Annotated in this window: 31 protein-coding genes and 1 pseudogene; 20 read left to right on the forward strand and 12 right to left on the reverse strand. The window is 60.7% G+C overall.

Annotated elements, in window-relative coordinates:
• Window positions 1-37: 37 nt before the first annotated feature.
• Entirely contained in the window at window positions 38-1321 is a 1284-nt protein-coding gene (locus tag VHN57_RS17200; RefSeq protein ID WP_423284676.1) for a cyclic GMP-AMP synthase DncV-like nucleotidyltransferase, read from the forward strand.
• A 213-nt stretch (window positions 1322-1534) separates the two neighbouring features.
• Here VHN57_RS17200 and VHN57_RS17205 read toward each other — a convergent pair whose 3' ends face one another.
• Window positions 1535-1993 carry an Lrp/AsnC family transcriptional regulator gene (locus VHN57_RS17205; protein ID WP_037521608.1) on the reverse strand — a complete coding sequence of 153 codons (459 nt, stop codon included), beginning with the start codon at window positions 1991-1993 and terminating at the stop codon, window positions 1535-1537.
• A gap of 221 nt (window positions 1994-2214) precedes the next feature.
• Between VHN57_RS17205 and panB the strand changes: the two genes are divergently transcribed.
• The 7 genes from panB to VHN57_RS17240 all read left to right on the forward strand — a co-directional run bounded on the left by panB (window position 2215) and on the right by VHN57_RS17240 (window position 6706).
• Window positions 2215-3039: a 3-methyl-2-oxobutanoate hydroxymethyltransferase gene (panB, locus tag VHN57_RS17210; protein WP_037521606.1), complete on the forward strand. Its 825-nt coding sequence runs from the start codon at window positions 2215-2217 to the stop codon at window positions 3037-3039.
• Entirely contained in the window at window positions 3036-3659 is a 624-nt protein-coding gene (locus tag VHN57_RS17215; protein ID WP_037521603.1) for a LysE family translocator, read from the forward strand. Before panB ends, VHN57_RS17215 begins: the two co-directional genes overlap by 4 nt.
• 421 nt (window positions 3660-4080) lie before the next feature.
• Complete coding sequence (locus tag VHN57_RS17220; protein ID WP_037521681.1) at window positions 4081-4569, forward strand: winged helix-turn-helix transcriptional regulator; 489 nt, start codon at window positions 4081-4083, stop codon at window positions 4567-4569.
• Between the two features lie 48 nt (window positions 4570-4617).
• Window positions 4618-5025, forward strand: a complete 408-nt coding sequence (locus VHN57_RS17225) for a DUF2000 family protein (RefSeq protein WP_037521602.1) — start codon at window positions 4618-4620, stop codon at window positions 5023-5025.
• On the forward strand, window positions 5018-5497 hold the full coding sequence (locus tag VHN57_RS17230; RefSeq protein WP_037521601.1) for a GNAT family N-acetyltransferase: 480 nt from the start codon (window positions 5018-5020) through the stop codon (window positions 5495-5497). Before VHN57_RS17225 ends, VHN57_RS17230 begins: the two co-directional genes overlap by 8 nt.
• A 5-nt stretch (window positions 5498-5502) precedes the next feature.
• The gene (locus tag VHN57_RS17235; RefSeq protein WP_037521679.1) at window positions 5503-5943 is read left to right on the forward strand and encodes a MaoC family dehydratase; all 441 of its coding nucleotides are present in this window, start codon (window positions 5503-5505) and stop codon (window positions 5941-5943) included.
• A gap of 358 nt (window positions 5944-6301) precedes the next feature.
• Window positions 6302-6706 (forward strand): hypothetical protein, encoded by a 405-nt coding sequence (locus tag VHN57_RS17240; protein ID WP_037509348.1) that lies wholly within the window; start codon window positions 6302-6304, stop codon window positions 6704-6706.
• A 93-nt stretch (window positions 6707-6799) separates the two neighbouring features.
• Here VHN57_RS17240 and VHN57_RS17245 read toward each other — a convergent pair whose 3' ends face one another.
• Window positions 6800-6946, reverse strand: a complete 147-nt coding sequence (locus VHN57_RS17245; protein ID WP_155276474.1) for a hypothetical protein — start codon at window positions 6944-6946, stop codon at window positions 6800-6802.
• 36 nt (window positions 6947-6982) lie between these two features.
• Here VHN57_RS17245 and VHN57_RS17250 point away from each other — a divergent pair, with 36 nt between their 5' ends.
• A complete protein-coding gene (locus tag VHN57_RS17250; RefSeq protein WP_423284681.1) occupies window positions 6983-7417 on the forward strand; it encodes a GNAT family N-acetyltransferase in 435 nt (144 codons plus the stop codon).
• Complete coding sequence (gene arsH, locus VHN57_RS17255; protein WP_010338400.1) at window positions 7414-8154, forward strand: arsenical resistance protein ArsH; 741 nt, start codon at window positions 7414-7416, stop codon at window positions 8152-8154. Before VHN57_RS17250 ends, arsH begins: the two co-directional genes overlap by 4 nt.
• A gap of 70 nt (window positions 8155-8224) precedes the next feature.
• Here arsH and VHN57_RS17260 read toward each other — a convergent pair whose 3' ends face one another.
• The 7 genes from VHN57_RS17260 to VHN57_RS17290 form a co-directional block, all read right to left on the reverse strand.
• Window positions 8225-8890: a cytochrome b/b6 domain-containing protein gene (locus tag VHN57_RS17260; protein ID WP_029547841.1), complete on the reverse strand. Its 666-nt coding sequence runs from the start codon at window positions 8888-8890 to the stop codon at window positions 8225-8227.
• A 65-nt stretch (window positions 8891-8955) separates the two neighbouring features.
• Complete coding sequence (locus VHN57_RS17265) at window positions 8956-10221, reverse strand: TolC family protein (RefSeq protein WP_010338398.1); 1266 nt, start codon at window positions 10219-10221, stop codon at window positions 8956-8958.
• The gene (locus VHN57_RS17270) at window positions 10218-10517 is read right to left on the reverse strand and encodes a DUF3240 family protein (RefSeq protein ID WP_010338397.1); all 300 of its coding nucleotides are present in this window, start codon (window positions 10515-10517) and stop codon (window positions 10218-10220) included. The genes VHN57_RS17265 and VHN57_RS17270 overlap by 4 nt, the downstream gene beginning before the upstream one ends.
• A complete protein-coding gene (locus VHN57_RS17275; protein ID WP_037509346.1) occupies window positions 10510-13599 on the reverse strand; it encodes an efflux RND transporter permease subunit in 3090 nt (1029 codons plus the stop codon). Before VHN57_RS17275 ends, VHN57_RS17270 begins: the two co-directional genes overlap by 8 nt.
• A gap of 9 nt (window positions 13600-13608) precedes the next feature.
• Window positions 13609-14718, reverse strand: a complete 1110-nt coding sequence (locus VHN57_RS17280; protein ID WP_010338395.1) for an efflux RND transporter periplasmic adaptor subunit — start codon at window positions 14716-14718, stop codon at window positions 13609-13611.
• Between the two features lie 48 nt (window positions 14719-14766).
• Window positions 14767-15780 (reverse strand): sensor histidine kinase, encoded by a 1014-nt coding sequence (locus tag VHN57_RS17285; RefSeq protein ID WP_010338394.1) that lies wholly within the window; start codon window positions 15778-15780, stop codon window positions 14767-14769.
• A complete protein-coding gene (locus VHN57_RS17290; RefSeq protein ID WP_010338393.1) occupies window positions 15774-16454 on the reverse strand; it encodes a response regulator in 681 nt (226 codons plus the stop codon). Before VHN57_RS17290 ends, VHN57_RS17285 begins: the two co-directional genes overlap by 7 nt.
• A gap of 205 nt (window positions 16455-16659) precedes the next feature.
• Here VHN57_RS17290 and VHN57_RS17295 point away from each other — a divergent pair, with 205 nt between their 5' ends.
• Window positions 16660-17352 (forward strand): VIT1/CCC1 transporter family protein, encoded by a 693-nt coding sequence (locus tag VHN57_RS17295; protein WP_010338392.1) that lies wholly within the window; start codon window positions 16660-16662, stop codon window positions 17350-17352.
• Window positions 17353-17472: 120 nt separating this feature from the next.
• On the opposite strand, the gene VHN57_RS17300 is transcribed toward VHN57_RS17295, so the two are convergent.
• Both VHN57_RS17300 and VHN57_RS17305 read right to left on the reverse strand, forming a co-directional pair.
• Entirely contained in the window at window positions 17473-17865 is a 393-nt protein-coding gene (locus tag VHN57_RS17300; protein ID WP_010338391.1) for an ArsR/SmtB family transcription factor, read from the reverse strand.
• A complete protein-coding gene (locus VHN57_RS17305; RefSeq protein ID WP_010338390.1) occupies window positions 17862-18485 on the reverse strand; it encodes a peroxiredoxin in 624 nt (207 codons plus the stop codon). The genes VHN57_RS17300 and VHN57_RS17305 overlap by 4 nt, the downstream gene beginning before the upstream one ends.
• Window positions 18486-18572: 87 nt before the next feature.
• Between VHN57_RS17305 and VHN57_RS17310 the strand changes: the two genes are divergently transcribed.
• From VHN57_RS17310 to VHN57_RS17350, 9 genes are read left to right on the forward strand one after another with little or no spacing between them, the layout of a single operon-like run.
• Window positions 18573-19490, forward strand: coding sequence for an MBL fold metallo-hydrolase (locus tag VHN57_RS17310; RefSeq protein ID WP_010338389.1), 918 nt, complete (start codon window positions 18573-18575; stop codon window positions 19488-19490).
• Window positions 19487-19936: a YeeE/YedE family protein gene (locus tag VHN57_RS17315; protein WP_010338387.1), complete on the forward strand. Its 450-nt coding sequence runs from the start codon at window positions 19487-19489 to the stop codon at window positions 19934-19936. The genes VHN57_RS17310 and VHN57_RS17315 overlap by 4 nt, the downstream gene beginning before the upstream one ends.
• A gap of 16 nt (window positions 19937-19952) precedes the next feature.
• Window positions 19953-20159 carry a YgaP family membrane protein gene (locus tag VHN57_RS17320; protein WP_010338386.1) on the forward strand — a complete coding sequence of 69 codons (207 nt, stop codon included), beginning with the start codon at window positions 19953-19955 and terminating at the stop codon, window positions 20157-20159.
• Complete coding sequence (locus VHN57_RS17325; protein WP_010338385.1) at window positions 20156-20566, forward strand: DUF6691 family protein; 411 nt, start codon at window positions 20156-20158, stop codon at window positions 20564-20566. The genes VHN57_RS17320 and VHN57_RS17325 overlap by 4 nt, the downstream gene beginning before the upstream one ends.
• A 37-nt stretch (window positions 20567-20603) precedes the next feature.
• Entirely contained in the window at window positions 20604-22187 is a 1584-nt protein-coding gene (locus VHN57_RS17330; protein ID WP_029547838.1) for a bifunctional protein tyrosine phosphatase family protein/NAD(P)/FAD-dependent oxidoreductase, read from the forward strand.
• Between the two features lie 3 nt (window positions 22188-22190).
• Entirely contained in the window at window positions 22191-22976 is a 786-nt protein-coding gene (locus tag VHN57_RS17335) for a sulfite exporter TauE/SafE family protein (protein ID WP_010338383.1), read from the forward strand.
• Between the two features lie 12 nt (window positions 22977-22988).
• Window positions 22989-24383 (forward strand): cytochrome ubiquinol oxidase subunit I, encoded by a 1395-nt coding sequence (locus VHN57_RS17340; protein WP_010338382.1) that lies wholly within the window; start codon window positions 22989-22991, stop codon window positions 24381-24383.
• Window positions 24380-25378: a cytochrome d ubiquinol oxidase subunit II gene (gene cydB, locus VHN57_RS17345; RefSeq protein WP_010338381.1), complete on the forward strand. Its 999-nt coding sequence runs from the start codon at window positions 24380-24382 to the stop codon at window positions 25376-25378. Before VHN57_RS17340 ends, cydB begins: the two co-directional genes overlap by 4 nt.
• A complete protein-coding gene (locus VHN57_RS17350; RefSeq protein ID WP_423284690.1) occupies window positions 25378-25482 on the forward strand; it encodes a DUF2474 family protein in 105 nt (34 codons plus the stop codon). Before cydB ends, VHN57_RS17350 begins: the two co-directional genes overlap by 1 nt.
• On the opposite strand, the pseudogene VHN57_RS17355 reads toward VHN57_RS17350, so the two are convergent.
• Window positions 25474-25734: pseudogene (locus tag VHN57_RS17355) on the reverse strand (site-specific integrase); the annotation flags it as partial. The gene VHN57_RS17350 and the pseudogene VHN57_RS17355 overlap by 9 nt on opposite strands.
• Between the last annotated feature and the right edge of the window lie 81 nt (window positions 25735-25815).

The following is a 25815-nucleotide window of genomic DNA, read 5'->3' on the forward strand; positions in this document are numbered from 1 at the left end:
CCCAGCGGGCGGCGGGGACAGAAACAGAGAAAAGACCATGGCGACGAATGCGACGTCGATTGCGAAAACCTATCTCGAATCTCTGGCGGAGGAACTCGAGATCAGCGACACGCGCTACGAGCAGGCGCAGGAGAGCTACGCGTCGCTCGGGCGCTGGTTAAGCCGCCCCGCATCGACGCTTCGCGACTATGATCCCGCGGTCTATGTGCAAGGGTCGTTCGGCCTTGGCACCGTCATCAAACCCCTCCACGCCGAAGAGGAATATGATGTCGATGCCGTGTGCGAGCTCAAGGCGCTCAACAAGGCCCAGCTCTCGCAAGAGACGCTGAAGACCATGGTCGGCGCCGAGATCGAGAGCTATCGGCGCTCGCAGGCGATGACCAAGCCGCTTCGCGAGGGCCGACGCTGCTGGACGCTGAATTATGCCGACGGGGCGCAGTTTCACATGGATGTCGTGCCCGCGCTGCCGAACGCGCGCGACGTCAGGATATTGCTCGACAGCAAGGGGCTCGACTCGACCCGGGTGGCAACGGCCATCGCGATTACCGACAATGAGCGGTTCGGCTATGCCAATATTTCGGACGACTGGCCGCGGTCGAACCCCAAGGGCTACCTCGAATGGTTCAAATCGCGGATGCGCGTGATCCTCGAGAAACGCCGGCGCGCGATGGCGGACGCCGCCAAGGCCAGCGTCGAGGCGATTCCGGACTATAAGGTCCGGACGCCCTTGCAATCGTCGATCATGATCCTGAAACGCCATCGCGACATCATGTTCGTCAAGGACGAACTCAACACCTGTCCGATCTCGATCATCATCACGACCCTGGCGGCGCATTCCTATCGCGGCGAAGAAGAGATCGCGGACGCGTTGCTTTCGATCCTGACCGGCATGGAAGCGCATATCGCGCGCGATGCGCGCGGGCGGGCTATCATTGCGAATCCAAGCGATCCGCTCGAAAATTTCGCGGACAAATGGTCCATCATCGAAGGTCGCCCTTCAACTGCGACGCTACTTGAACGGTGGCGATTAAGGCAGGTGAGCCAGTTCGCTTGGGAGCGCGTAGATCGTGGCCCGTGGAAAACTCCGTCGGAAATGCTCCGAAACTGGAATGCAATAGTGAAGAGATGCGGCATTGAAAGATGTGTGCCTTATGCGCTTCGGCATTCATCGATTGTGCGCGGTCTTGTAGCCGGACAACCTATCCGTATGGTCGCCGCCGCACATGACACAAGCGTGGCGATGATCGAGAAGCATTATGCCCGATATATCATCGACGCCCATGAGGAACTGAGAGCAAAATCAGTCATCAGATTAGCTTGAATGGCCATTTCTGGCCGTTTGCTGACCGGCAGGTTTCGAGTTAAGAATGTGAAAAGCTGCCAACCGGGTGATCGCCGAGTGACACCAACCTACATTGCCTGAATCACGTGTGATTTCCAAGGCGGTGAAAATCTGAATCTACCGGGCAGGAAGCCGGATTTCGGGATAGTAGAAGGTTGCAATCGTGGGCTACCTCGGATGCAGACCTAGCTGCTATCCATTCAGCGGTAGCGGTCGCCCCTCGATCACGCTTTTCATCACTAGTGTTGATGTCAGCCTCTGAACGCCAGGCAGAGCCGACAGCGTCTCATCATAGAGCACCCTGAATGTCTCGACATCGCGACTGACAACCTGAAGCATATAGTCCGGTATGCCGAATAGCCGCTGCGCCTGGGTAATCTCGGGAACGTCTTCTACCGCAGCTTCGAATGCTGAAACGGCATGCCTGTCGCCTTCTCGCAGCGTCACAAAGACCACTGCAGAAAACTTCAGGCCAATCGCAGCAGGGTCGAGCTGCGCCCTGTAGCTTGTGATGACCCCTGCCTGCTCCAGCGCTCTCAGGCGCCGGTGGCATGGAGACAAACTCAGCCCGATCCGTTCAGCTACCTCAGTAATCGTCAAGCGACCGTCAATCTGAAGTTGCGCAAGAATCTTTCGATCGTATTCATCCATGAGGGAGATATTGCCTCATTATGCCTCGTAGAGGCAAGCATATGGAAGCACTTCCTCGACCGAATATAGTATATAACCGAAGGCAGGGACCGAGCCTGACGCTCGGGTGCGCCATCACAGCAAATGAGGCTCGATGCCTCGGCAGTCACTTGGGGAGCGGTGTATCCGGCTTCTCAATCGACGAACCGGGGCAACGTCGCTGATTTCGGTCCAGAGAAAAAATGTCGAAGCAAGCCAGATTGACCCGCACTACCCCGCCCTCCCTGCTCAGGCGCAAGGGAGGAGACAAGATTGTCTGTCTCACCGCCTACACGGCACCGATGGCGCAATTGCTCGATTCTTACTGCGACATCCTGCTGGTCGGCGACAGTCTGGGCATGGTCGTCCATGGCCTGCCGACGACCGTGGGCGTCACGCTTGAGATGATGATACTGCACGGTCGGGCCGTCGTTCGGGGAAGCAGCCAGGCCATGGTCGCAGTGGACCTGCCATTCGGCAGCTATGAACGATCGCCCGAGCAGGCGTTCGACGCCGCCTCGCGTCTTTTGGCGGAAACCGGGGCGCAGGCCGTGAAGGTCGAAGCGGCGCAAGGCGTTGCCGAAAGTATCGCATTCCTCACAGGACGCGGGATACCCGTTATTGGTCATGTTGGCCTGAGGCCGCAGGCGGTTCATCTCGATGGCGGCTTCAAGGCGCGGGGACGGACCGATGTCGAACGTGACCGTGTTCTGGCCGAAGCGCGCGCAACCGATGAAGCGGGCGCCATGGCGATGGTCGTTGAAGGCGTCACCCCGGAACTCGCGGCGGACATCACCGCTGCCGTTGCTTGCCCCACGATAGGGATAGGCGCCTCCAACGCGTGTGACGGCCAGATTCTTGTCACCGAAGACATGCTTGGCCTGTTTGACTGGACGCCGAAATTCGTCCGTCGCTACGCCGACCTTCGCGGCACGATCACAGCGGCGATCGCCGCCTATGCCTCCGACGTCAAGGCGGGGACTTTCCCTGCCGAGGCGGAAGAATATCGTCTGGGAGCTCGCGCATGAACGCGGCGCTGTTTACGGCCTTCTGGGCCGTCTCCATGCTGTTCGTCGTCACGCCCGGCGTGGATTGGGCCTATACCATTTCCGCCGGGATGCGGGAGCGCGTGTTGCTTCCGGCCATCGGCGGATTGCTGCTGGGGCACCTGGTCGCCACGCTGATTGTCGCGGCGGGCGTTGGCGCCCTGATTGCCGGTGTGCCGCTGGCGATGGCGGTGCTCACAGTTTTTGGCGCGGCCTATCTTTTCTGGCTGGGCGTCGGGCTGCTGAGGAACCCGCCGGTTCCCCAGATGGCGGGAGAAGAGGATATCCAATCCGCCACAAGCTGGGTGCTTCGCGGGTTCTGCGTCAGCGGCCTCAATCCCAAAGTGCTGCTGTTGTTTCTGGCGCTGTTGCCGCAATTTACCGAAAGAAGTGCAGGCTGGCCCATATCCGCACAGATCGCCGCGCTGGGAGGCACCCATGTCCTGAACTGCGGCGTGGTGTATCTGATCGTAGGCTATAGCTCGCGCGCGGTCCTGCGAGCCCGGCCGCAGGCGGCAAAAATCGTAGGGCGCGTTTCGGGCGTCATTATGATCGTTCTTGCCATCGTCCTGATCTTGGAGCGCTTCTTCGGAGCACTATGACGAATGGGATCGATAAAATGGCGTCGGCAACTTAGCGTAGTCCTGGCCGTCAAATGGTTGGCAGGCGGCATGGCGACACGACAGGTCGTCGCCGACCTTGGTTATGAAAGCGTCCCGAGCTTTGTCACAATGTTCCGGAAGGTGCTCGGCGCCTCGCGAGCGCGCAACATTGCTGAGCGCCACTCCGGCTGAACGGGCCAAACGGCGGCTTTCAGGGGCAGCGCTTATCGTTGCGAATAACCACATTGAGGCGCAAAGCCGCTGAGCGGATGTTCCCATCGCAGCAGGACGTCTCGCTCATTGCCTTCAGAGGCGTCAAGCACCGCGACGATATTCTGGAAGCTGACGATGTCGGCTGACGGCTGTCACAGACGCCGACAAGGATCTTTGCAAGTCACTTCATTTTTTGTAGTTAGTGGTAATGAGCTGGTCTGATGTCGCCGATACCGCCTGCCCGATTGCACGTACGCTCGCCGTGGTCGGCGACCGCTGGACGCTTCTGGTGCTGCGTGAACTGTTTCTGGGCGGGCGCCGCTTTGATGAGTTGCAGGCCCAGACCGGCATGTCGCCCCATCTGCTATCGGTGCGTCTCAAGCGCCTTGAAGCGGATGGTGTGCTGGCGCGCCATCCCTACAGCGAACGCCCCGTGCGCCACGAATACCGCCTGACGGAGAAGGGGCTCGCCTTCTATCCCATATTACTTGCGCTCAAAGGCTGGGGTGAGACTTGGGGTGGCCAGCCGCTCGAAGCCGAGCCGGCGCTGACGATCGCGCACCGTGATTGCGGCGGCGAGGTCGGTGTGACGGTGCGCTGTTCCGCCTGCGACGATGAGGTTGAGGCGCGTGCCGCAACCGTCACCATGGGACCGGACTACTCGGCGGAACGGCAGGCAAGGCGGGACGCAGCATGACCGCCACTCTCCATTTTTCTCTCCATTTCAGCACTGATTGAGGCTCGAATGTTCGATACCAAGATTGCGATCGTCGTCCGCGACGATCTTGCCACCTGGCAGAAGCTCAACGTCACCGCCTTCCTGATGAGCGGGATCGTTGGTGCCGCCCCCGACGTCATGGGCGAGCCCTACCGCGATGCCGATGGCAACAGCTATCACAGTCTGTGCGTGCAGCCGGTCATCGTCCTGTCCGCGAGCGGCGACACGCTCAAGACCATCCATCGCCGGGCGACCGACCGCGCCGTGCCGCACGGCCTCTATATCGAAGAGATGTTCTCCACTGGCCATGACGAAGCCAACCGGGCCGTCTTCTCCGAACATGGGGCGGACGCCGCGAAGGTCGTCGGGATCGCACTGCGCGAGGACAAGAAGCTGGTCGACAAGATAACCAAGGGAGCAAAAATGCATGGATAAGCCAGGCGTTGTCGTCGTCGCCTTCGAGCCGCGCCATGCAGCGGCGTTCGTAGCGCTCAATGTCGAGTGGCTGGAACGTTTCTTCACTGTGGAGGCCAAGGACCGCGCACAAATTGAGGATGCACAGACCAGCATCATCGGCAAGGGCGGCGCCATCCTCATTGCCGAAGACGAGACAGGCGCAGCGATAGGTTGCGTCGCGCTGGTGCCTTATGGCGAAGGAGAGCTTGAACTGGCGAAGATGGCTGTTTCGTCCGCTGCGCAGGGGCGTGGGGTCGGCCGCAAGTTGATGGATGCCGCTATCGCTCAGGCGCGTGGTATGGGTGCCCGTTCCATCTATCTTGAATCCAACAGCAGCTTGACGCCGGCGGTGACGCTCTACGAGCGCAGCGGCTTTCTCCATCTGGAGCCCGGGGAGCGACCTGCGTCGCCTTACGCCCGCTGCGACGTGTATATGCGTCGCCCGCTGTGACGGGCATGGACAAGCTCTATCTCGACGACCTGCATGTCGGCGACACATTCGAAAGCCGCGAGATCCAGATCAGCGAGGAGCAGATCATCGAGTTTGCCTCGCTCTATGATCCGCAGCCCTTTCATATCGACCCGGATGCCGCCCGGGCAACTTTCTTCGGAGAGTTGGCCGCGAGCGGGTGGCACACGATGGGGATCACGATGCGGCTGATCGTCGAGAGCGTCCCTATCGCAGGTGGCATCATTGGCGCGGGGGCCGAGGTAACTTGGCCTCGCCCAACCCGGCCCGGCGACGTTCTGCGCGTACGTAGCCAAGTGACTGCCGTTACCCCCTCAAAATCGCGCGAGGATCGCGGGATGGTTATCCTGCGTAGCCTAACCTTCGGTGGCGACGGCGAAGTTCGGCAAGATTTCACGGCACGCTTGATGGTCTTCAAAAAAAGCTAACTTCGGAAACGGCGCCTACGACGTTATCCAAGATATCCTTGGTCAGGTCTCTTGGAATTTAATGTGTGAATGGCCACTTTCGGGTTTAGCCTTTTGCACTTTGAATGGCTCAAAAGGGCGCAGTCCCGTCAAGTAGCTCACGCCATTCTTGGCCGGTAGGCAAATGTCCGGTCTGTAGTCGGGTTGCGAGGATAGATTACGCCCACGTCGGGTCGGCTGCCGACCAGAAATTGCCTTTTATGAGCGGGAACGCGAACGGCCGGGTTCCCCAAAAGCGGCCAACGCTTAAAAATGGGCAGATTGTCTCACCATCAATGGCACATGACAGAAGCGCGTCTCGTAGCTAAGAGCGCAATCGGTGCATCGACTTCGCAAACTTGTCCTTGCCAATCGGCCCCTTGCCTGCGCGGTGCTTGTACTCGCGCTGATGATGAAGATCGTCATGCCGGCGGGGTTCATGCCAACCGTTTCGAACGGGCGGATCGTGGTCAGCATTTGCTCGGGTACCGGGCCGATGACGATGGTCATTACGATCCCCGGCCTTGAACATGGGAAATCCGGTAGCGACGGTCATCAGGGCAAGGCAGAACAGCCTTGCGCCTTCTCAGGCTTGTCGGCGCCGTCCCTCGCTGCTGCGGACCCAATTCTGTTGGCGGCTGCGATTCTGTTCGTGCTGGCGCTCGGCACGCGCCCTCTGGTGCTGCGAGCTTCGACAGCGCCACCCTATCTGCGTCCACCCCTGAGGGGGCTTCCGGCAATCTGATCGTTCGTCGTCGCATGAGGGGCTGAGGGGACGGGTGCGTGTATCGCGTCCGCCTCCTTCGCTGTCATGCACCTGCGTCCGATTTGGCTTGGCTCAATGCGCGCTCTTGCGGCTGCCAGGCCTGCCGAGGATTACCATCATGATAATCGCTGCCTGGTTTTGCCGGGTTCGCCACTTCGCATGACTGCGCGAAGTCGCATCCTCCTGCGCCAGTTCCATTTGTGGCTGGGCGATCGTCAAGCGGACCCGTCCCTGGTATGAAGCGGGAGCGGCGGCATGACGCAGGTATATTTCTCGGAGGCTCGCCACGCCGATGATGTCCTGCGGCTCGCGCTCGGCGCCGCGCAGCTCCCGACCGACGATCTCGGCGGTCCCGACCAGATGTTCTTCAGCCTGTCCGACGATGAAGAGCTGATCGGGTTCATCGGCCTGGAAGGTAGCGGCACCGACCGGCTGCTCCGCTCGCTGGTCGTGCTGCCGACCCGGCGCGGCAAAGGATATGGCCGGATGCTGGTCGAACGCCTTGAAGGCGTTGCTGATGGCGCGGTCGAGCGGCTGCACCTCCTGACCAGCGGCACCGGGGAGTTCTTTCGCAGGCTTGGTTACACCGATGCCGATCGCGACGCCGCGCCGGCCTTCATCGCAGCGACCGCGCAGTTCACGTCGCTGTGCAGTCCGCGCGCGACCTATCTCGTCAAGGATCTTGGATGACGCGCCTTCGTGACGTACCCGACGCCGACCATCTGCCAGCACTCGATCGCGGCATCGCGATCACCCGGCCCGCCGCCGGCATGGGCGACGATCAGCCGCCGCCTCGCATCCTGCTGCTGTACGGGTCGCTGCGCGAACGCTCGTTCAGCCGACTCGCGGCTGAGGAAGCGGCACGACTGCTGATCCTCTTCGGCGCGGAGGTGCGGATATTCGATCCCAGCGACCTGCCGCTCCCAGATCAGGTGAAGGGTGACGATCATCCGGCGGTCCATGAGCTGCGCCAGCACGCGCTCTGGTCCGAAGGCATGGTTTGGTGCAGCCCCGAGCGGCACGGCCAGATCACCGGCATCATGAAGGCGCAGATCGACCATCCGCCGCTGGAGTTCGGCGGCATGCGGCCGACCCAGGGTCGCACGCTCGCGGTCATGCAGGTGTCGGGCGGCTCGCAGTCGTTCAACGCGGTCAACACGCTGCGCCTGCTTGGCCGCTGGATGCGCATGATCACGATCCCCAACCAGTCGAGCGTGGCGATGGCGTTCAAGGAATTCGACGAGGCCGGCCGCATGAAGCCGTCGAGCTATTATGACCGCATCGTCGACGTGATGGAGGAACTGGTGCGGTTCACGATCCTGACCCGCCCGCACGCCGGCCAGCTCGTCAACCGCTATTCCGAACGGAAGGCTGTACAGGCAAAGCGTAACGCTGCCACCGATCTTGCGGTCCAAGCCGTTCTGTAGGCCAGCACATCAATCATCGACTAATCGGAAAGCCGAGCCGCCATCGCCACGTTGCAGCATCACCTCCATCCTATTGTGCTCGGCCGGGAAGCATCGCTGTAAGGATATACTTCCCACTCCTCCTCGTTTCGAAAACAACTCCGGCAAGGTGGAGGGCAATCAGAACGTACAGCAAATTTACCGCTGACTCGTGCACTTCCTTCAAGGGCTCGTCCTCTGCGTCATCGACTGTCTCTTTCCGCTCAGAACCTTTGAGTAAGACGCTGTCCCTGTTATCTGTGCCTCGACCAACGGCGTGGGACGGAGCCTCGCTAATCCATTTCGTGGAGGGCAGACCAGCCATGCCAATGCCGGTCGCTATGATGATGCTAAGCGTTCCCCAAATAGCGTAGACCATCAATGCACCTAACGGATTGTGCGATGGATGGATTTCATTGTGTCCGGCTCTAATCTCCCGGATATGGGCAAGCGCTTTACGCGGGCTCGGTGGGAACGCTGTGAACCGTGCCTCTTTGGGTCCAACGAAACCCCAGAGCAGTCTAAACGCCAAAACGGTTGCGAGGGCGTATCCCACCCAGACGTGCGGCCCCGAACCCTCTTCCGTGAAAATTGCATTCCCGATGACAGCAAGAACGATTGACCAATGGGTCACCTTAACAACGGGGTCCCATTTCGCCTTTGCTCGGGCTGAGTCTTTTAGGGGCCGGACTGGGATTCCAGGTTTTGAACTCTGCATTTCAGATTCCTCCGCGTGAATGGGAAGATGACTTCATTCTCTACAGCGATTGCCAACCTACGCCCTCATGGCTCCTTCTCGTTACCTTGCCATATCGTATGAGAATCGATGAGTAATTTCACGATAGCTCGTGTCGCAGAGCTGCGTGCGTCTATGGCCAGCCGGTCCGCATCATGTGCTTGCCGTCGGGAATAGAGCAGATCGGACAGGTCGATAATGCCCCCTTCGTACCCGCGCTCCGTCCGTGTGGCGGCGTCGAGCGAACTTCTGGCAGCACCCTGAAGCCGCTGCCAAGCGACGTAGCGGCCAGAGGCGTTCGCCATATCAGTATCGGCCATCGCCAGCACCATCCGGCGCGCTTGCGCGAGATCCATAGAGGCAGCGGAGGCATTGGCTTCCGCCTGATCCTGCTGGAATTTCCGGTATCGTCCTCCCAATGGGATCGAGAAGACGACACCGACACCGCGTTCAATGCCAGAACGCTCGCTAAAGGCCCGGACGCCCAGCTGTGGGTCCGGCAAGCGATCAGCCTTCGCCCGCCGTGCGACGACTTCAAGACGCAGAGCTTCGCGATCAGCAGCCCCAATTTCATGACTGCGCTGGATCACCAGATCATGAAGTGCAGTCAGGTCCTGAGAAGGCAGGACTGGATCAGCCAAGGATGGTGCGTCCGACGGCAGGGCCAGATCGGGGAAGTTCGATTGCAGCAGCGCTCGCGCCTGTTTCATATCAGCCAGGCTGGCTGCCGCGACACCCTTGGCCTGATCGAGCGCCGCCTGGGCCTGGTCGGTGTCAAGCATCGATGCATCGCGTAACTGCACTCGCCTCTTCACGGCAGCGAGACCGCGTTCGAGTAATGCGACGTTCGATTGATCCGTGCGGTTGAGCTCGCTTGCCGTCAGCCAGTCGTACCAGAGCTGCGACAGATACAGGGCCGCCTGATGGCGCGTATCTTCCATCCGGTTTTGCGCGACCTCGACACCAAGCTGGCCTGCCTCGCGATCCAGGGCAGCCTTCCCGGGCAAGCGAAAAGATCGGCTGACCGTGCCATCGAACTCCGTATAATTCCGCTCCAGCCGCACGTCGCGATTGATGTAGCTTCCGGTGAGCTGGACCTCGTGAGGGCCAACGCGGAGCATATCGCTCGCCGCCGATGCAGCGCCGACGCGCTTGCCCGCTGCCTCGACGGTCGGATGACCGTCAAGCGCCTTCACCACCTGCTCCTCAGGCGGCAAGGACCATTGAAGACCAGTCGCTTGCGCGTGCGCGGCAGTTGCGAGCGCAGTCGCTATCGAGATGGATAGCGGCAAGAGGGCAGTCAGCTTCTTCATGAAATCCTCCCGCGCTCGATGATCGGCAAGGAGTGCCAGCGCACAGGTTGTTTGCGGCGCGATGAGGCAACCGCAGCGATTATGGCGGGGATCATGGAATCCTCGACGACGAGCTCGAATGCGATCCGATGGAGGACTCCTCTTACCTGCTCATGCGTTCCGGCGTCGCTGAAGTCGCGACCGAGAACGGCTTCCTCACGGCGATGGATCGGCGCGGACGCAACGGTTCGAATAGCCTCCACCAGAGTTCCCGCATCCGGAGGGGAACAGTGGAGGACCAGCAGAAGCTCAGCCATTGGCCAGCACCTCTTCGAAATCCTGCTCGCCGCGGCCCTCTCCGAACCTTTCGAAAAGGATCGGGAGAAGTACCAGAGTGAGCAACGTGGACGTGACCAGCCCGCCGATGACCACAATGGCAAGCGGGCGCTGTATTTCGGATCCCGGACCGGTCGCGAACAGCAGGGGGACCAGGCCGAAAGCGGTAATACTCGCGGTCATTAGGACGGGGCGGAGGCGTCGCTCGGCACCCAGGCGCACCGTCTGCGTCATGCTCTGCCCCTCCTGACGGAGTTGGCGGAAATAGGAGACCAGCACCAAGCCGTTCAGCACCGCGATGCCAAGCAGAGCAATGAAGCCGACGGAAGCAGGCACTGACAGATACTCTCCCGATGCCCAGAGCGAGATCAGGCCGCCGACCATGGCGAAGGGAATGTTGACCAGGATCAGCGTGGCGGCCCGCAGCGAACGCAAGGTGGCGAGCAGGACGAAGAAGATAAGGAGCAGCGCGACGGGAATGACCATCATGAGCCGAGCCGATGCACGCTGCTGATTTTCGAACTGGCCACCCCACACGATGCGATAGCCGGGCGGGAGCGGCACCTTGCTCGCGACTGCGGCCTTCGCCTCGTCCACATAGCCCACCAGATCACGACCAGAGACGAAGGCCTGGACCAGAGCGAAGCGGGAACCATTCTCATGGTCGAGCTTCACCGGACCCTGCGTATGCTTCACCTGCGCCATGTCGCTGACCCGGGCGAGCGTTCCACCCGGCGTCATGATCTGCAGGTCTTCAAACCGGGTCGCATCATTGCGGATGCTTTCGTCACCGCGGATGACGATCGGGATCCGCTTCTGACCTTCGGCGACGATACCGGACCGAACGCCTTCCACCTGTGCGCGCAAGGTGTCCTGTAACTGATCGATCGGCATGCCAAACCGGCCTGCGGCTGCTCGGTCGATGTCGAGCTGCAGGTAGTCCACGCTGTCGTTCGCGACCGTCAACACTTCCGTCGCGCCGCGCACCTGGCCCAACTCATGCTGCACGCGACCTGCAAGATCCGCGAGGACCGCCGAATCCGGTCCGAAAATCTTGACAGCCAGGTCGCCCCGGGCGCCGGTCAGCATTTCCGAGACACGCATTTCGATCGGCTGGGTGAAACTGGGCTGGATGCCAGGCAGGCCGTCGACGGCCTTGCGGATCTGCTCCAGGACGAACTCCTTGCTGCCGCGCCACTCGGACTGCGGCTTCAGACGGACGAAGGTGTCGGTCTCATTAGGTCCCATCGGATCAAGCCCGATTTCGTCAGCACCAACCCGCGCGATGACTTCCTGCACCTCGGGGACACCCATCAAGGCGCGCTCGACCGCCTTGTCGCCCTCGACGGACTGGGCCAAGCTGATGGAGGGAAGTTTCGTCAGCTGCACGATGACCGACCCCTCATCCATCGTCGGCATGAAGGTTTTGCCCACCGCTCCATAGGCCAATCCGGCGAGGACCAGTCCGAGAGCCGAAAGGCCGTAGACCAGGCTCTTGCGCGCAAACGCGCCATTCAGAAGCGCACGGTAGCGAGGCGTTAGCCAGCGCATCACCCATGGGTCTCCATGATGTCCGCTTTTCAAGCCGAACGAAGCAAGGACGGGGACGAGCGTCAGCGCCAGCAGGAGTGATCCCGCAAGGGCGAAGACAATGGTGAGGGCAACCGGCGCGAACAGCTTGCCTTCCAGCCCCTGCAGCGCGAGCAGAGGAAGGAACACAAGTGCGATGATGATGATGCCCGCCGATACCGGCACAGTCACGTCGCTGGTTGCGCGGAAGACTTGGTGAAGGCGCGGATGGGAGTCATCCTGTTGGTGCGACAGACGCTCTACGACGTTCTCCACCACAACGACCGCACCATCCACGAGCATGCCGATAGCAATGGCCAGTCCACCGAGGCTCATGAGATTCGCGGACAACCCGGCCATGCTCATGAACAGGAACGTCACCAGCGCGGCCATCGGCAGTGTGACCGCAACGATCGCGGCGGCTCGCCAGTCACCGAGGAAAACGATCAGAAGGATCACGACCAGGACGGTCGCTTCCAGCAACGCTTCCTCAACCGTTCCAATCGCTCGGCCGATCAGATCGGACCGATCGTAGAAGACCGCGATGTGCGTTCCGGCTGGAAGGCCACGCTCGACCTCTGCCAGACGGTCTTTGACGCCGGTCACAACCTGCCGTGCATCGGCACCGCGAAGAGCGATCACAAGGCCCTCGACCGCCTCTGCCTTGCCGTTCTTGGACACCGCGCCATAGCGCGTCAGGCTTCCGGTCCCGACACTCGCTACATCTCCCAGGCGGACGATACGGCCGTCACGGCTCGTTATGACCAGCGACTGAAGATCGGCGACGGACCGGATCGCGCCGACAGCCCGAACGATCAGGGATTCTTCGCCAGTGACGAGGCGGCCGGCTCCGTCGTTGCGATTGCCACTGTCGATGGCCGTCTTGATGTCGGCAACGGAGAGGTGGGCTCCGGCCAAGGCGAGAGGATCGGGCCGGACCTCGAATGTACGGACATATCCACCAAGCGCGTTGACGTCGGCGACGCCGGGCACAGTCCGCAGAGCGGGACGGATGGTCCAGTCGAGAAGCTCCCGCTTCTGCTGGAGGCTGAGCGGCCCCTCGATCGTGAACATGAAGATATCGGACAGAGGCGTGGAAATCGGCGCCAGGCCGCCCGACACGCTCGCCGGCAGATCCGCCATCACTCCGGAAAGGCGCTCCGCGACTTGCTGGCGCGCCCAATAGATATCTGTGCCGTCGGTGAAGTCGATGGTGATATCGGCGATCGCATATTTGGCGGACGAACGCAGGATAGACTGCCGGGGAATGCCCAGCATCTCCATCTCGATCGGGGCAATTACGCGGCTCTCAACCTCCTCCGGCGTCATGCCGGGAGCCTTGAGAATGATCTTGACCTGCGTCTGCGCTATATTGGGATACGCATCCACGGGTAGCTGAACGAAGGCCCATGCGCCGAGGCCGGCGACAGCCAGTGCAAGCGCTACGACGAGCAGGCGATAGGACAGAGCCTTCGCGACGAGTGACTGAAGCATGGGCCCGACCTATTTCGAGATGGCGAGCGCTTTGAGCGCGCTTGTGCCCGTAGTGACGACGTTCTCACCGATGCTGACGCCGGTCAGGAGGAGGACTTGGCCATCCACCGCGCCGCCCTTTGTCACCTCGCGCTGAACATAACCGCCCCGGACCGCGACGAAGACCACCGACTTGCCGTCTGTATCTACTACGGCCGCGGCAGGCAGGACGACTGCGCCTTTCGGTGCAGGCCCGAATATCGTGACATTGCCGGTGGCGCCTGCAATGACCCCTGGAGCAGCGGGAAGGCTCGCCTTCAGCGAGGCAGATCGCGTCATCGCGTCGATGGTGCTGCCGACAGATGTGACGGTGCCAGAAAGCGCGCCGAGTTTGACCGTCATGCCGGGTCTGATCTGTCCAACAAGCCGCTCGGGAACCTGGGCGACGACTTCGTAACGGCCATTCGCATCGATCACATAGGGAGCAGTCGTCCCGTCCAACGGGTCGCCTGTCTGGATCTTGGCACGCGTGATTCTGCCCGCGATCGGAGCTGTCAGCGTGTAGGTGCCGCTGCTCCCATGCCCGCCGACAAGGCTGAGAATGCGGCTTTTCTCGCGAACGTCCGCACGCGCCTCCATGGCCACTGCGCGGGCTTCGTCGGCTCGCGCTCCGGCTATCACCCCTTCCTTGTCCAGCTGGGAGAGCCTGGCTGCACTCGTCTGCGCGACGCCCAACCGTGCATTTGCACGCGCGAGATCGGCGCCCAGCGTCAGAATGTCGCGGCTCGAAACCACGGCCAGTGGTTGCCCGGCCCGTACGCTGTCGCCTTCCACGACCATGGTGCGCATCACCACACCCGGAAGTGTCGCGGTCACCGCCACACGCGCATTAGCGGGCGGACTGATCGTGGCGGGGAGATCGGCGATCGGCGCTTCTGATGCAGGCAATGCCGGAGAGGCCTTGATGCCGAGCAATCTCGCCCTGTCCGGCAGCACGGCAAGCATGCCGGCAGCTTTCTCGGTCTTGACCTGCGTTCCCGCCGAGACGGTTTCCGAGCGAGGAAACATAGTCCAGCCCAAGCCCGCGACTGCGACGGCTACAATGGCGCCGCCCACCAGATATTTGCGTCCGTTTTCCATTTCGCCGCGATATCGGGTTCAACCTGACGGCGTCTTGACGATGGGAAATTACTGCAGGCGGAAATCCAGGATGAGTTCTCTCAAGGTCTCGCTCGTTCGAATATGACCGTTATGTGCGCTCATAATCCGATGGGTTATGGAGAGGCCGAGACCCGCGCCATGGGGGCTGGCATGGTCTGCTCGCTGATGGCGGCGGATGAGTTGCGCCAGCTTCTCTTCGCTGAGGCCGGCGCCTTGGTCGCGCACCCTGATGATCGCTCCGGGCCCGGATATGATCGTCACGGTGCCACCCATGGGCGTCGCGCGGACGGCATTTTCAATAAGGTTTCGGATTCCCGCCCCGATCGCTTCCCTGTGGCCGTATATCTTTGGCACCTGGCCTTCGGACTCTATCGCGATCTCGCGTCCTTGCGCGATGACGGTCGCTGCCAGGGACGAGACACTGTCTTCAGCCAATGTCTCGAGATCGAGTGGCTCAGGCGTCATGGGCATGGTGGCGTCCGCGTCGATCTGCGCCAGTAGCAGGAGCTGATCCACAAGACGGCGCATGGCGCTGACCTGCGCCTTCAGAGGATCTCCATCCGATCCCTCGCGTCGATCAAGCTCTAGAGACAAAATGGCCAACGGCGTCCGCAATTCGTGGGCGACGTCAGACGCAAAATCCGCCTGTTGCTGAGCTGAGGTGTCGAGTCGGTGAAGCAGGTTGTTGATGGATCGCACGAACGGTTTCGCTTCAGCAGGCATATCGGCTTCATCGATCTGCATCCCGCGTTCGGTCGGTGCGGTTTCGATATGACGCGCCGCTTTGCTCAGGGGCTCGAACGCCGTTCTGATGACCCATGTGGTTGCAAGGCCCATTGGCAGGATCAGCACCACCAGTGGGATGAGAACATGATCGAACAGTTCCGTCGATGCCGCGTCGCGCATGGTCGGATCGAGCAAGGCGCTAAACGGTATGCCATATTCCGAGAGGACAGCGTAGATCAGCGACACCGTACCGATGGCGCCAACCAGCAGCAGGCCACCGATGAGCCGATGGCCAACCGAAAGTCGCTTCAGCACGGTTCCCGGTCTTCTAGCAAGTAGCCTAGCCCCTTGATCGTATGGAGCATGTTGCGAGCTCCGCATTCCTCAAGTCGACGACGCAGCCGCGAGATTGCGGCATCCACTGCATTAGGGGATATCTCGTCTCGAAAACTATACAGTGCATTTTCGATACGAGATCGACGAACGACTGCACCAGCCTCCCGCATGAGTAACTCAAGCAGGCTGGTCTCGCGAGGTGACAGATCGATGGCCTTACCCTGATACCGCGCGCGATGAGCGCTCGTGTCATAGGATAGGCTGCCCACCTCCAACACGGGCGCTGCCCGAGCTCCCGGACGGCGAAGTAGTGCCCGAATCCTCGCTGCCAGCTCATCCGCCTCTACCGGTTTGACGACATAGTCGTCAGCGCCGCCGTCCAGTCCATCGACCCGCTGCTGGAGCGAACTGCGGGCTGTCAGCATCAGGACCGGCACCGCAAGGCCCGCGTCACGCCTCTTCTTGATCCAATGTACGCCGTCACCATCGGGCAAGCCCAGATCGAGGATGAGTGCATCATACTGAGCCGACCCAAGAGCCAGATCCGCCTCCGCTGCCGAATAGGCACAATCGCATACGAATTTCCGACGCGTAAGGCCCTCCGCCGTCAGATCTGCCAGGTGGCGATTGTCTTCAATGATCAGAATGCGCATGCTCTCATCCGGCGATGGTTTTACCCGGCATATTACCGAACCGATCTGACATCGTCCTGACCATATGAATTTCTTCTGACGCTTGTGATCCGATACGGCGTCGCGCCTCCAAATTTGTGCGGATCGAGCTTGCCGGACTGGCACGAGATAGCGAACAGGCTATAATGCGGGTCAAAGAAATGGCTTGGCTTCAAAGGGGATTACGATGCGCAGCCACCGGGAAACCCATCTCGTCTCTCGTATCGGATGGCTTCGTGCCGCGGTGCTAGGCGCCAACGACGGCATCGTATCCACGGCTAGCCTGATGATCGGCGTCGCTGCGTCCGGTGCCTCCCGTTCTTCCATGTTGATATCTGGTATAGCGGGTCTGGTGGCCGGCGCGATGTCGATGGCGGCGGGCGAATATGTGTCGGTAAGCTCTCAGTCTGACACCGAAGCGGCGGACTTGCGCCGGGAGCAGCAGGAAATCGCTGACAATCCCGATGCGGAATTGGCAGAGTTGGCTGGTTTCTATGTTCAGCGAGGGGTCGACGAAAAGACCTCGCATGAGGTTGCGAAACAACTCATGGAGCATGATGCACTGGGTGCTCATGCTCGCGAAGAACTCCACATCACCGAGATGACTGCCGCACGCCCGATCACAGCGGCATTGACGTCTGCCTCGACGTTCACGGCCGGAGCCCTGCTGCCTCTCATCCTTGCGGCTTTGCTGCCGGCGTCGCTCACCGTAACAGGCGAAGCGCTGGGATCGCTCCTGTTCCTGGCGCTCCTGGGATGGGTGGGAGCTGCCGCTGGCGGTGCAAACCCGCTCAAACCTGTCGGTCGTGTGGTGTTCTGGGGGGCGTTGGCCATGGGTTTGACCGCTGGCATTGGCAGCTTGGTCGGGAAAGCAATTTAGGACAAAGGCCCAAAAGCTGCGCACATGAAACTTCTTCTACGACGTTAAGAGCGTGTCGCTTGCAGCGACCACCGCAGCACTCGCTACAAAGCCAAACGAGGCAAACAGCGCGTAAATATCTTAATCAAGCACTTGAGCAAATCCGGCCACCCCTTCAGGTAATGATGGACGACGCTCCGGTTTGGCAGACGGCCGGATTTCTTCGACCTTACCCAGGCCTCCGAAAATCGCTTCCATTGTTCGGACGCACAAAGCGACCCCCTCGTCAGCAAGCGCGTACCAAACGAGTTTGGCCTCCTTTCTCGTTTGAACGAGATTGGCCCGGCGTAACTCCCCTAGCTGCTGGCTGAGTGCTGGTTGGACAATGTCTGTCGCTTCGCCGATCTCCGATACGTTGCGCTCCCCGCGTAACAGGCAAGAGAGGATCATGAGGCGCTGTGGTTGCGCAAAGACCTTGAGCTTTTCGGACGCGACGGTCGCAGCTTCGCGGTCCTCGTAAAATGCCTCGTTCATAGCGCGTCCGCAAAGCGGCAAAACCAGTCCTGGCGATCTTCTGCGATGTCAGATGGTGGGCAGAGCAAAGGCTGTCCTTCCCGCCATCCTTCAGGCGCAAGTTTCTGGGCACTGCCCACCACTTGCAGTGCTTTAAGCAACCGCAGCATCTCATCGACCGATCGCCCAACATTATGGGGGTAGCATGTGATCGCCCTTATGACCCCTTCGGGATCGATGAAGAATGTCGAACGCATAGCCATGCTGTCAGCAGATTGCTCGTCAACCATGCCATAGGCATGCCCAATCGCCATGCTCGGATCCTCGATTATCGGGAAGCGGACATCCGCTCCGAGCGTCTCTCGGATCGCTCTGACCCACGCCATGTGCGAGTAAAGGCTGTCGACTGACAGTCCCAACAGCGACGTTTCAAGGGCATCAAATTCCGACTGCCGACGGGCGAGTTCAGCGAATTCGGTGCTGCAAACTGGCGTGAAGTCAGCGGGATGGGAAAAAAAGATCACCCATCGTCCACGCAACTTTGAAAGCTGAATTTCGCCCCCGGTCGAACGGGCGCGAAAGTCTGGCGCGGGCTCTCCAATGCGCGGTGAGCGAGATTCAATTCTTTGGGCCATTTCCATGACGTCTCCTTCGACGCTCCTCCCTCTTGACGCAACAAGATTATTCGATTACACGATATATGTAAATGTGAATTTGTGAGGTTTTCCGTGGCCGACTCCGCTCTTGCAGCCGCCTCATCGCAGATCTCAGCCGCTCAAACGGACACCCCCCAGATCAAGGCGTTCTTTGACGAGCCGACCTTCACGGTGACCTATGTTGTTCATGATCCCGAGAGCCGCCACGCTGCGATCATCGACAGCGTGCTGGACTATGACCCCGCCTCGGGTCGCACCTCCTTCTCCTCGGCAAACGCGCTTGTCGCTTTTGTCGAGGAGAAGGGGCTTGCTATCGACTGGCACCTGGAGACGCACGCTCACGCGGATCACCTGTCAGCTGCGCCATATCTGAAGGAGAAGTTGGGCGGGCAAATCGCCATCGGCGAGCAAATCATCACGGTGCAGCAGGCATTTGGTAAGCTTTTCAACGCGGGCACCGATTTCGAGCGCAACGGTTCCGACTTCGATCATTTGTGGAAAGACGGTGATCACTTCCGGATCGGCAATCTTGATGTAACCGTGCTGCATGTGCCGGGGCACACGCCGGCCTGTATCGCCTATGTGATCGGCGACGCCGTGTTTGTCGGCGATACCATGTTCATGCCCGACTACGGCACGGCACGTGCTGATTTTCCCGGTGGCGATGCCCGAACCCTCTATCAATCTGCGATGCGGCTTCTGTCGCTCCCGCCGGAAACGCGGCTGTTCATGTGCCACGATTATCTTCCGGAAGGGCGCAAGGACTATGTCTGGGAAACGACCGTAGAGGCCGAGCGCCAAGCCAACGTCCATATCCATGACGGGGTAAGCGAAGACGAATTTGTCGCGATGCGCGAGGCCCGCGACAAGACGCTCGCGATGCCGCGCCTCATTCTGCCTTCTGTCCAGGTGAACATGCGCGCCGGTCATTTCCCGCCTGCCGAGGACAATGGCGTCACGTACCTCAAGATTCCGGTCAACGCAGTATGATGCTGCCCGGCTTCCCCAATGCCACCCCCGTCGCGGGGTTGGTTGGCGGCCTGCTGATCGGGCTTGCGGCAGCGATCATGCTGCTCGGACTTGGTCGCATCGCTGGTGTAAGCGGTATGTTGGCCCGCGCGTCGGGAATTTCCGATACGGGCACACCGCGCGCCATAGCGCTCGCGTTCATCGCCGGACTGCCGCTTGGTGCGCTCCTCGTCATACTGTCTTCCAGCAGTATCAGACCGCTTTTTACAGGATCAGTCCTGCAACTGGTCATTGCCGGACTGCTCGTAGGTTTCGGCACGCGCCTTGGTTCAGGCTGCACGAGCGGTCACGGGGTCTGCGGTCTCTCCCGACTTTCGCGCCGGTCGATGGTCGCAACGCTGACCTTCATGGTCAGCGGCTTCGCCACCGTTGGGCTGATGCGCGCTTTCGGTTTCATCAACGGATAGTCGGAGGACACCGGACATGAAGAGGAATATGGGAACGGTCGATCGGATGCTGCGCACCATCGCAGCCTTGGCGATCGGTTATCTCTGGTGGACCGGAACGATCAGCGGGGACCTCGGTGTCGGCTTGGCGATCGTCGCAGTTATATTCCTTCTGACAAGCGCGGTCAGCTTCTGTCCGCTCTACCGCCCGCTCGGCCTTTCAACCTGCGGCACTGGGAAGTGAAGGTCCCTGCCATCTCGTTGCTAGCGGGCACCTTGTTCGGAGCTGGGCTCACCATATCCGGCATGGCTGACCCCGCGCGGGTGCGCGCCTTCCTCGATCTGTTCGGGGCCTGGGATCCCACGCTTGCCTTCGTGATGGTCGGTGCGATGGTGCCGATGGCGATCGCCTGGTTGGTCCAGAAGCGGATGCCGCGACCGATCGTCTGCGAGGCGTTCGACTTGCCCGGTACAAGCTTGCTGGATGCCAAGTTGCTTGGCGGAGCGTCATTGTTCGGGATCGGTTGGGCGATCGGGGGACTATGTCCCGGCCCCGCACTCGCCGACCTTGCCATCGCACCAATTGAAGCCGGAATTTTCGTCGCCGCCATGCTCGCCGGCATGACCGCGCACCGCATCATTACAAAATGAAAAGAGGCCCGCTTCAGAGCGGGATCGAGGAGAAGCCATGGACATCAAGCCGCTCAATCGGGACTTTGCAATCTCCCCGCAGATTGATCTCGCCGACCTTCCGGCAATCGCCGCCCAAGGTTACAAGGCGATCATCTGCAATCGACCTGATAACGAGGAGAAGGGTCAGATTGCCGCTACGGAGCTTCGTGAAGCTGCCGAACGACTGGGCTTAGAGTTCGCGCATGCGCCCGCAGTCTCGGGGGCGATTACCGATGCGAATGTTGAGGCCATGGCAAGTGCGCTAGCGCGCCTTCCTAGGCCGATTCTCGCCTTTTGCCGCTCCGGCGCGAGGTCGACGAAGTTGTATGACCTCTCCTCCTCTCGGAGCCAATCGGCCCCTGTAGTCCATATTCACGATGTCGTGATTGTCGGCGGCGGTGCAGCGGGGATTGCGACGGCAGCAAGCCTTCTAAAGCGCAATCCGAAGCTCGATATTGCAGTTATCGAGCCATCTGAGGAGCATTATTATCAGCCCGGTTGGACTATGGTCGGCGCCGGTGTCTTCGAGAGAGAGTTCACACGACGCACTGAAGCGCAGGTCATGCCGAGCCGAGTGAACTGGATCCGCGCAGCAGCCTCGGATTTTGCCCCCGACGAAAACAAGGTGATCCTCAGTGATGGCGGCGAAGTCCGCTACCGTGTTCTCGTTGCCTGTCCGGGTATCAAATTGGATTGGAACGCTATTCCGGGCTTGGCCGATACGATCGGCAAGAACGGCGTGACGTCCAACTATGGCTATGATCTTGCGCCCTACACCAACAGACTGGTGAAGCAATTCAAGGGCGGACGGGCGCTGTTCACCCAGCCCGCAATGCCGATCAAGTGTGCCGGCGCGCCGCAAAAAGCGATGTACCTTTCCTGTCATCGCTGGGAAAAGGCAGGCGTCCTGAAAGACATCGACGTCCAGTTCCACACCGCCGGCGCGGTGCTGTTCGGCGTTGCCGCCTATGTCCCGGCACTGATGGAATATGTCGAGCGCTATGGCGCGCACCTCAACTTCGAATCGAAGCTCGTCGCGATCGATGGCGCCGCAAAAGTGGCGACTTTCGAACGCAAGGATAGCGACGGCACCGGACGCGTCGAAGAGCGCTTCGACATGATTCACGTCGTGCCGCCACAGGTCGCGCCGGATTTCGTGCGCACCAGTTCCCTCGCAGCAGCCTCCGGCTTCATCGAAGTCAACGAGGCGACGCTTCGACATGTGCGCTATCCTAATGTATTTGCATTGGGCGACGCCTGCTCCGCCTCGAATGCCAAGACCGCCGCTGCGGCGCGCAAGCAGGCGCCGGTTGTCGCGGTCAATGTACTTGCCGTGCTCGAGGGCAAGCCGCCGACCGCTGACTATGACGGCTATGGCTCCTGTCCGCTAACGGTCGAGGCTGGCAAGATCGTGCTCGCCGAGTTCGGCTATGGCGGCAAATTGCTGCCCAGCTTTCCCAATTGGCTGATCGACGGAACGCGGCCCTCGCGCCTGTCCTGGCTCCTCAAGGACACCATCCTGCCGCCGGTTTACTGGCATGGCATGCTCAAGGGCCGGGAATGGATGGTCGCGCCGCACGCGATCGAAGCGGCGCACTGAGCCATGCTTGAGCCGCTTCAATATGCCCTCGGCGGACTGTCAGGCGCGCTGGTGGGCTTTGTCCTCGGGCTTGTCGGGGGCGGCGGGTCGATCCTCGCCGTGCCGCTGCTGCTCTATCTCGTAGGCGTCCGCAATCCGCATGAGGCGATCGGCACCAGTGCATTGGCCGTCGCGGCCAATGCGCTTACTGGCCTCTGGAACCATGCCCATGCCCGCACCGTGAACTGGCGGTGCGGGGGGATCTATGCTGCTGCCGGCGTCGTCGGTGCGCTCGGCGGTTCAACGCTTGGCAAGAGCATCGATGGGCACAAGCTGCTGTTCCTGTTCGCGATCCTGATGATCGTTGTGGCAGTCTTGATGTTTCGCGGTCGCGGCGACCAGGGCGTCGAGGGCGCGCAATGCAATCGGGAGAATGTCGGCAAGGTTGTCAGCTATGGTCTCGGGACCGGCGCCTTTTCCGGCTTCTTCGGGATCGGCGGCGGTTTCCTCATTGTGCCGGGGCTGATCGCCTCGACCCACATGCCCATCCTGCGCGCGATCGGCACCTCGCTCGTCGCGGTCGCGGCCTTCGGTCTGACGACAGCGCTCAACTATGCGCTTTCGGGCTACGTCCTTTGGGGTCTGGCCGGCGTGTTCATCGTGGGCGGCATTGTCGGGAGCGTCATCGGCACGCGTGCATCGCAGGTACTGGCCGCCGAAAAGGGCCGGTTGAACAGCCTCTTCGCAGTCTTCGTGCTCGTCGTTGCCATCTACATGCTATTCAAGAGCTGGTCCGAACTCGCCAGCTGAACGGGGATATTCATGGACGCCATCATTCTCGCAAGGGCGCAATTCGCCTTCACGGTGAGCTTTCACTTCCTCTTCCCGGCCTTTTCCATCGGGCTGGCAAGCTATCTGGCCGTGCTCGAAGCTCTGTGGCTGAAGACCGGCAAGGGCGTCTATGCGAACCTGTTTCGCTACTGGCTGAAGATCTTCGCCGTCGTGTTCGCGATGGGCGTCGTCTCGGGCATTGTCATGTCCTACCAGTTCGGCACCAACTGGTCAGTGTTCTCGGACAAGGCGGGACCTGTCATCGGACCGCTGATGGCCTATGAGGTGCTGACCGCCTTCTTCTTAGAAGCCGGATTCCTCGGGGTCATGTTGTTCGGGATCAACAAGGTTGGGCGCAAGCTGCACTTCGTCGCGACGCTTGCAGTCGCGCTGGGGACTTTTATTTCCGCATTCTGGATCCTGTCGGTCAACAGCTGGATGCAAACGCCCGTTGGCTATGAGGTCGGCGCCAACGGCCAGTTCCTGCCGGGGCCAAGCTGGCTGACAATCATCTTCAATCCCAGCTTCCCCTATCGGCTCTTTCACACGGTCCTTGCCGCCTATCTGACGACCGCTTTTATCGTGGGTGCCGTCGGAGGATGGCATCTCTTAAAGGACCGCACCAATCCCGGCGCACGCAAGATGTTCTCTATGGCGATGTGGATGGCGGCGCTCGTTGCTCCGATCCAGATCTTCGCCGGCGACATGCACGGGCTCAATACTCTCAAGCACCAGCCGGTGAAGGTGATGGCGATGGAAGGCCATTTTCAGAGCCACCCGCACGGTGCGCCTTTGATCCTGTTCGGCATCCCCAACAGCGCTGAACAGCGGGTGTATTATGCCATCGAGATACCCAAGGCGTCGTCGCTGATTCTCAAACACGAACTCGATGCGCCCTTGAGTGGCCTGGACACCGTGCCACCAGCTGATCGTCCTCCCGTCGGTATCGTCTTCTGGGCCTTTCGCGTAATGGTCGGGATCGGTTTCGCGATGCTCGGGATCGGGATCCTGAGCCTCATCGCGCGCTGGCGCAAGGCGCTCTACGACTGGCCGCTGCTGCATCGCTTCGCTGTGCTGATGGGGCCGTCGGGACTGATCGCAGTGCTGTCCGGCTGGATCGTGACGGAAGTCGGACGGCAACCCTTCACAATCTATGGTCTGCTGAGGACCGCCCAAAGCGCTTCACCGCTGGATGCTCCTGCGGTCGCCTCGTCGCTGCTGGCCTTCGTGGTCGTCTATTTCGCCGTCTTCGGGATGGGCATCTGGTATCTGCTTCAACTCATGAAGAAGCCGCCTGAAGCACATGAACCGCCGCCCAGTGATGCGCCCATTCGCAGTGCGGGGATCACCCCGGCGCCGGCTATCATCGAGGGAGCTTCGTCATGATCGATCTCACCGTCATCTGGGCCTGTATCATCGGCTTTGCTATCATCGCCTATGTCGTGATGGACGGCTTCGATCTCGGCATCGGCATCCTGTTTCCGTTCTTCAAGGTCGGGCAGGATCGGGACACCGCGATGAACAGCATCGCTCCGGTCTGGGACGGAAACGAAACCTGGCTGGTTATGGGCGTGGGCGGCCTGTTTGCCGCATTCCCGCTGGCCTATGCCATCATCCTTCCCGCGCTTTACGCGCCGATGATCGCAATGCTGCTTGGCCTTGTATTCCGCGGCGTGGCATTCGAGTTCCGCTGGCGCGACCCGGCGCACCGTGCTTTCTGGGACAAGGCGTTCACGACAGGGTCGGTCGTCGCCACCTTCGCGCAAGGCATTGCGCTCGGCGCGCTGCTACAGGGCATCACGGTCGAGGGGCGCAGCTATGCCGGGGGTTGGTGGGAATGGCTGTCGCCGTTCAGTCTGCTGACGGGTGTCGGGCTGCTAGTCGGCTATGCCCTGCTCGGGGCTTGTTGGCTCAACTGGAAGACTGAAGGCGGGTTGCGACGGCAGACGGTGACCTATGCCGGGCGGCTTGGCATCGGCCTGCTCATCATGATCGGCGTGATCAGCCTCGCAACGCTGCGGCTCGAAACGCAATACTTTCAGCGCTGGCTGAGTTTCCCGGGCGTGGTCGCGACAGCGCAGGTGCCGCTCGCCACGCTCGTCGTAACATTCCTGTTTTATCGTAGCCTCCGATTGAAGCGCGATGCGCAGCCTTTCTTCTGGGCGTTGGCCCTGTTCGGGCTATGCTTGGTCGGCCTTGGTGTCTCGATCTGGCCCGATGTCGTTCCGGCGCGGGTGACGATCTGGGAAGCTGCAGCGCCCGTCCGCAGTCAGTTGTTCATGCTGGTTGGAGCCTCGATCATGGTGCCCGTGATCCTGGCATATACGGCCTGGTCCTATTGGGTTTTCCGGGGCAAGGTTGGCATTGAGGGGTATCATTGATGCCGCTCTGGCTGAGTCGCCTTGGATGGTTTTTCGGCATTTGGGCTGCTAGCGTTTCCGCATTGGCGCTTGTGGGCGGAATGCTCCGCTGGTGGCTACGCTAAATGGCCCCTCGCCATAGGTGAGAGGCCAACACTCAAATTTCGGTATTTTTGGGCGTCTTCTACGTCGATCCCGAGATAGCTAACCATATTCTCGATCTTGCTATGGCCGAGCAGGATCTGGACAACCCGTAGATTGCCGGTCGCCCTGTATATGATCGATGCCTTCGCTCGGCGGAGTGAGCGGGTGCCGTATTCGCTCCGCATCAGGCCAACTCCTGTCAACCATTCATCTACAAGCCGAGCATAATGCCGAGGCCGTTCGTCGGGAGGTGCGGGAACGTCGGCTTGTAATCAGGGCTGCCGTTTAACATGTCACAGGCGAACGTCGGGAAT

It is taken from the genome of Sphingobium salicis subsp. salicis (genome assembly GCF_049472635.1).
In the GTDB taxonomy this organism is placed as follows: Bacteria; Pseudomonadota; Alphaproteobacteria; order Sphingomonadales; family Sphingomonadaceae; genus Sphingobium; species Sphingobium yanoikuyae_A.

What these genes read in the sequence shown, in the direction of transcription:
- VHN57_RS17350 (WP_423284690.1), top strand. Translation starts at nt 25,378, where the DNA reads ATGCCGCTCTGGCTGAGTCGCCTTGGATGGTTTTTCGGCATTTGGGCT.
- VHN57_RS17220 (WP_037521681.1), top strand. Translation starts at nt 4,081, where the DNA reads ATGAGCTGGTCTGATGTCGCCGATACCGCCTGCCCGATTGCACGTACG.
- VHN57_RS17225 (WP_037521602.1), top strand. Translation starts at nt 4,618, where the DNA reads ATGTTCGATACCAAGATTGCGATCGTCGTCCGCGACGATCTTGCCACC.
- VHN57_RS17305 (WP_010338390.1), bottom strand. Translation starts at nt 18,485, where the DNA reads ATGGAAATGGCCCAAAGAATTGAATCTCGCTCACCGCGCATTGGAGAG.
- panB (WP_037521606.1), top strand. Translation starts at nt 2,215, where the DNA reads ATGTCGAAGCAAGCCAGATTGACCCGCACTACCCCGCCCTCCCTGCTC.
- VHN57_RS17320 (WP_010338386.1), top strand. Translation starts at nt 19,953, where the DNA reads ATGAAGAGGAATATGGGAACGGTCGATCGGATGCTGCGCACCATCGCA.
- VHN57_RS17265 (WP_010338398.1), bottom strand. Translation starts at nt 10,221, where the DNA reads ATGAAGAAGCTGACTGCCCTCTTGCCGCTATCCATCTCGATAGCGACT.
- VHN57_RS17260 (WP_029547841.1), bottom strand. Translation starts at nt 8,890, where the DNA reads ATGCAGAGTTCAAAACCTGGAATCCCAGTCCGGCCCCTAAAAGACTCA.
- VHN57_RS17230 (WP_037521601.1), top strand. Translation starts at nt 5,018, where the DNA reads ATGGATAAGCCAGGCGTTGTCGTCGTCGCCTTCGAGCCGCGCCATGCA.
- VHN57_RS17205 (WP_037521608.1), bottom strand. Translation starts at nt 1,993, where the DNA reads ATGGATGAATACGATCGAAAGATTCTTGCGCAACTTCAGATTGACGGT.
- VHN57_RS17315 (WP_010338387.1), top strand. Translation starts at nt 19,487, where the DNA reads ATGATGCTGCCCGGCTTCCCCAATGCCACCCCCGTCGCGGGGTTGGTT.
- VHN57_RS17275 (WP_037509346.1), bottom strand. Translation starts at nt 13,599, where the DNA reads ATGCTTCAGTCACTCGTCGCGAAGGCTCTGTCCTATCGCCTGCTCGTC.
- VHN57_RS17200 (WP_423284676.1), top strand. Translation starts at nt 38, where the DNA reads ATGGCGACGAATGCGACGTCGATTGCGAAAACCTATCTCGAATCTCTG.
- VHN57_RS17235 (WP_037521679.1), top strand. Translation starts at nt 5,503, where the DNA reads ATGGACAAGCTCTATCTCGACGACCTGCATGTCGGCGACACATTCGAA.
- VHN57_RS17215 (WP_037521603.1), top strand. Translation starts at nt 3,036, where the DNA reads ATGAACGCGGCGCTGTTTACGGCCTTCTGGGCCGTCTCCATGCTGTTC.
- VHN57_RS17300 (WP_010338391.1), bottom strand. Translation starts at nt 17,865, where the DNA reads ATGAACGAGGCATTTTACGAGGACCGCGAAGCTGCGACCGTCGCGTCC.
- cydB (WP_010338381.1), top strand. Translation starts at nt 24,380, where the DNA reads ATGATCGATCTCACCGTCATCTGGGCCTGTATCATCGGCTTTGCTATC.
- VHN57_RS17270 (WP_010338397.1), bottom strand. Translation starts at nt 10,517, where the DNA reads ATGGCTGAGCTTCTGCTGGTCCTCCACTGTTCCCCTCCGGATGCGGGA.
- VHN57_RS17330 (WP_029547838.1), top strand. Translation starts at nt 20,604, where the DNA reads ATGGACATCAAGCCGCTCAATCGGGACTTTGCAATCTCCCCGCAGATT.
- VHN57_RS17340 (WP_010338382.1), top strand. Translation starts at nt 22,989, where the DNA reads ATGGACGCCATCATTCTCGCAAGGGCGCAATTCGCCTTCACGGTGAGC.
- arsH (WP_010338400.1), top strand. Translation starts at nt 7,414, where the DNA reads ATGACGCGCCTTCGTGACGTACCCGACGCCGACCATCTGCCAGCACTC.
- VHN57_RS17295 (WP_010338392.1), top strand. Translation starts at nt 16,660, where the DNA reads ATGCGCAGCCACCGGGAAACCCATCTCGTCTCTCGTATCGGATGGCTT.
- VHN57_RS17250 (WP_423284681.1), top strand. Translation starts at nt 6,983, where the DNA reads ATGACGCAGGTATATTTCTCGGAGGCTCGCCACGCCGATGATGTCCTG.
- VHN57_RS17280 (WP_010338395.1), bottom strand. Translation starts at nt 14,718, where the DNA reads ATGGAAAACGGACGCAAATATCTGGTGGGCGGCGCCATTGTAGCCGTC.
- VHN57_RS17290 (WP_010338393.1), bottom strand. Translation starts at nt 16,454, where the DNA reads ATGCGCATTCTGATCATTGAAGACAATCGCCACCTGGCAGATCTGACG.
- VHN57_RS17335 (WP_010338383.1), top strand. Translation starts at nt 22,191, where the DNA reads ATGCTTGAGCCGCTTCAATATGCCCTCGGCGGACTGTCAGGCGCGCTG.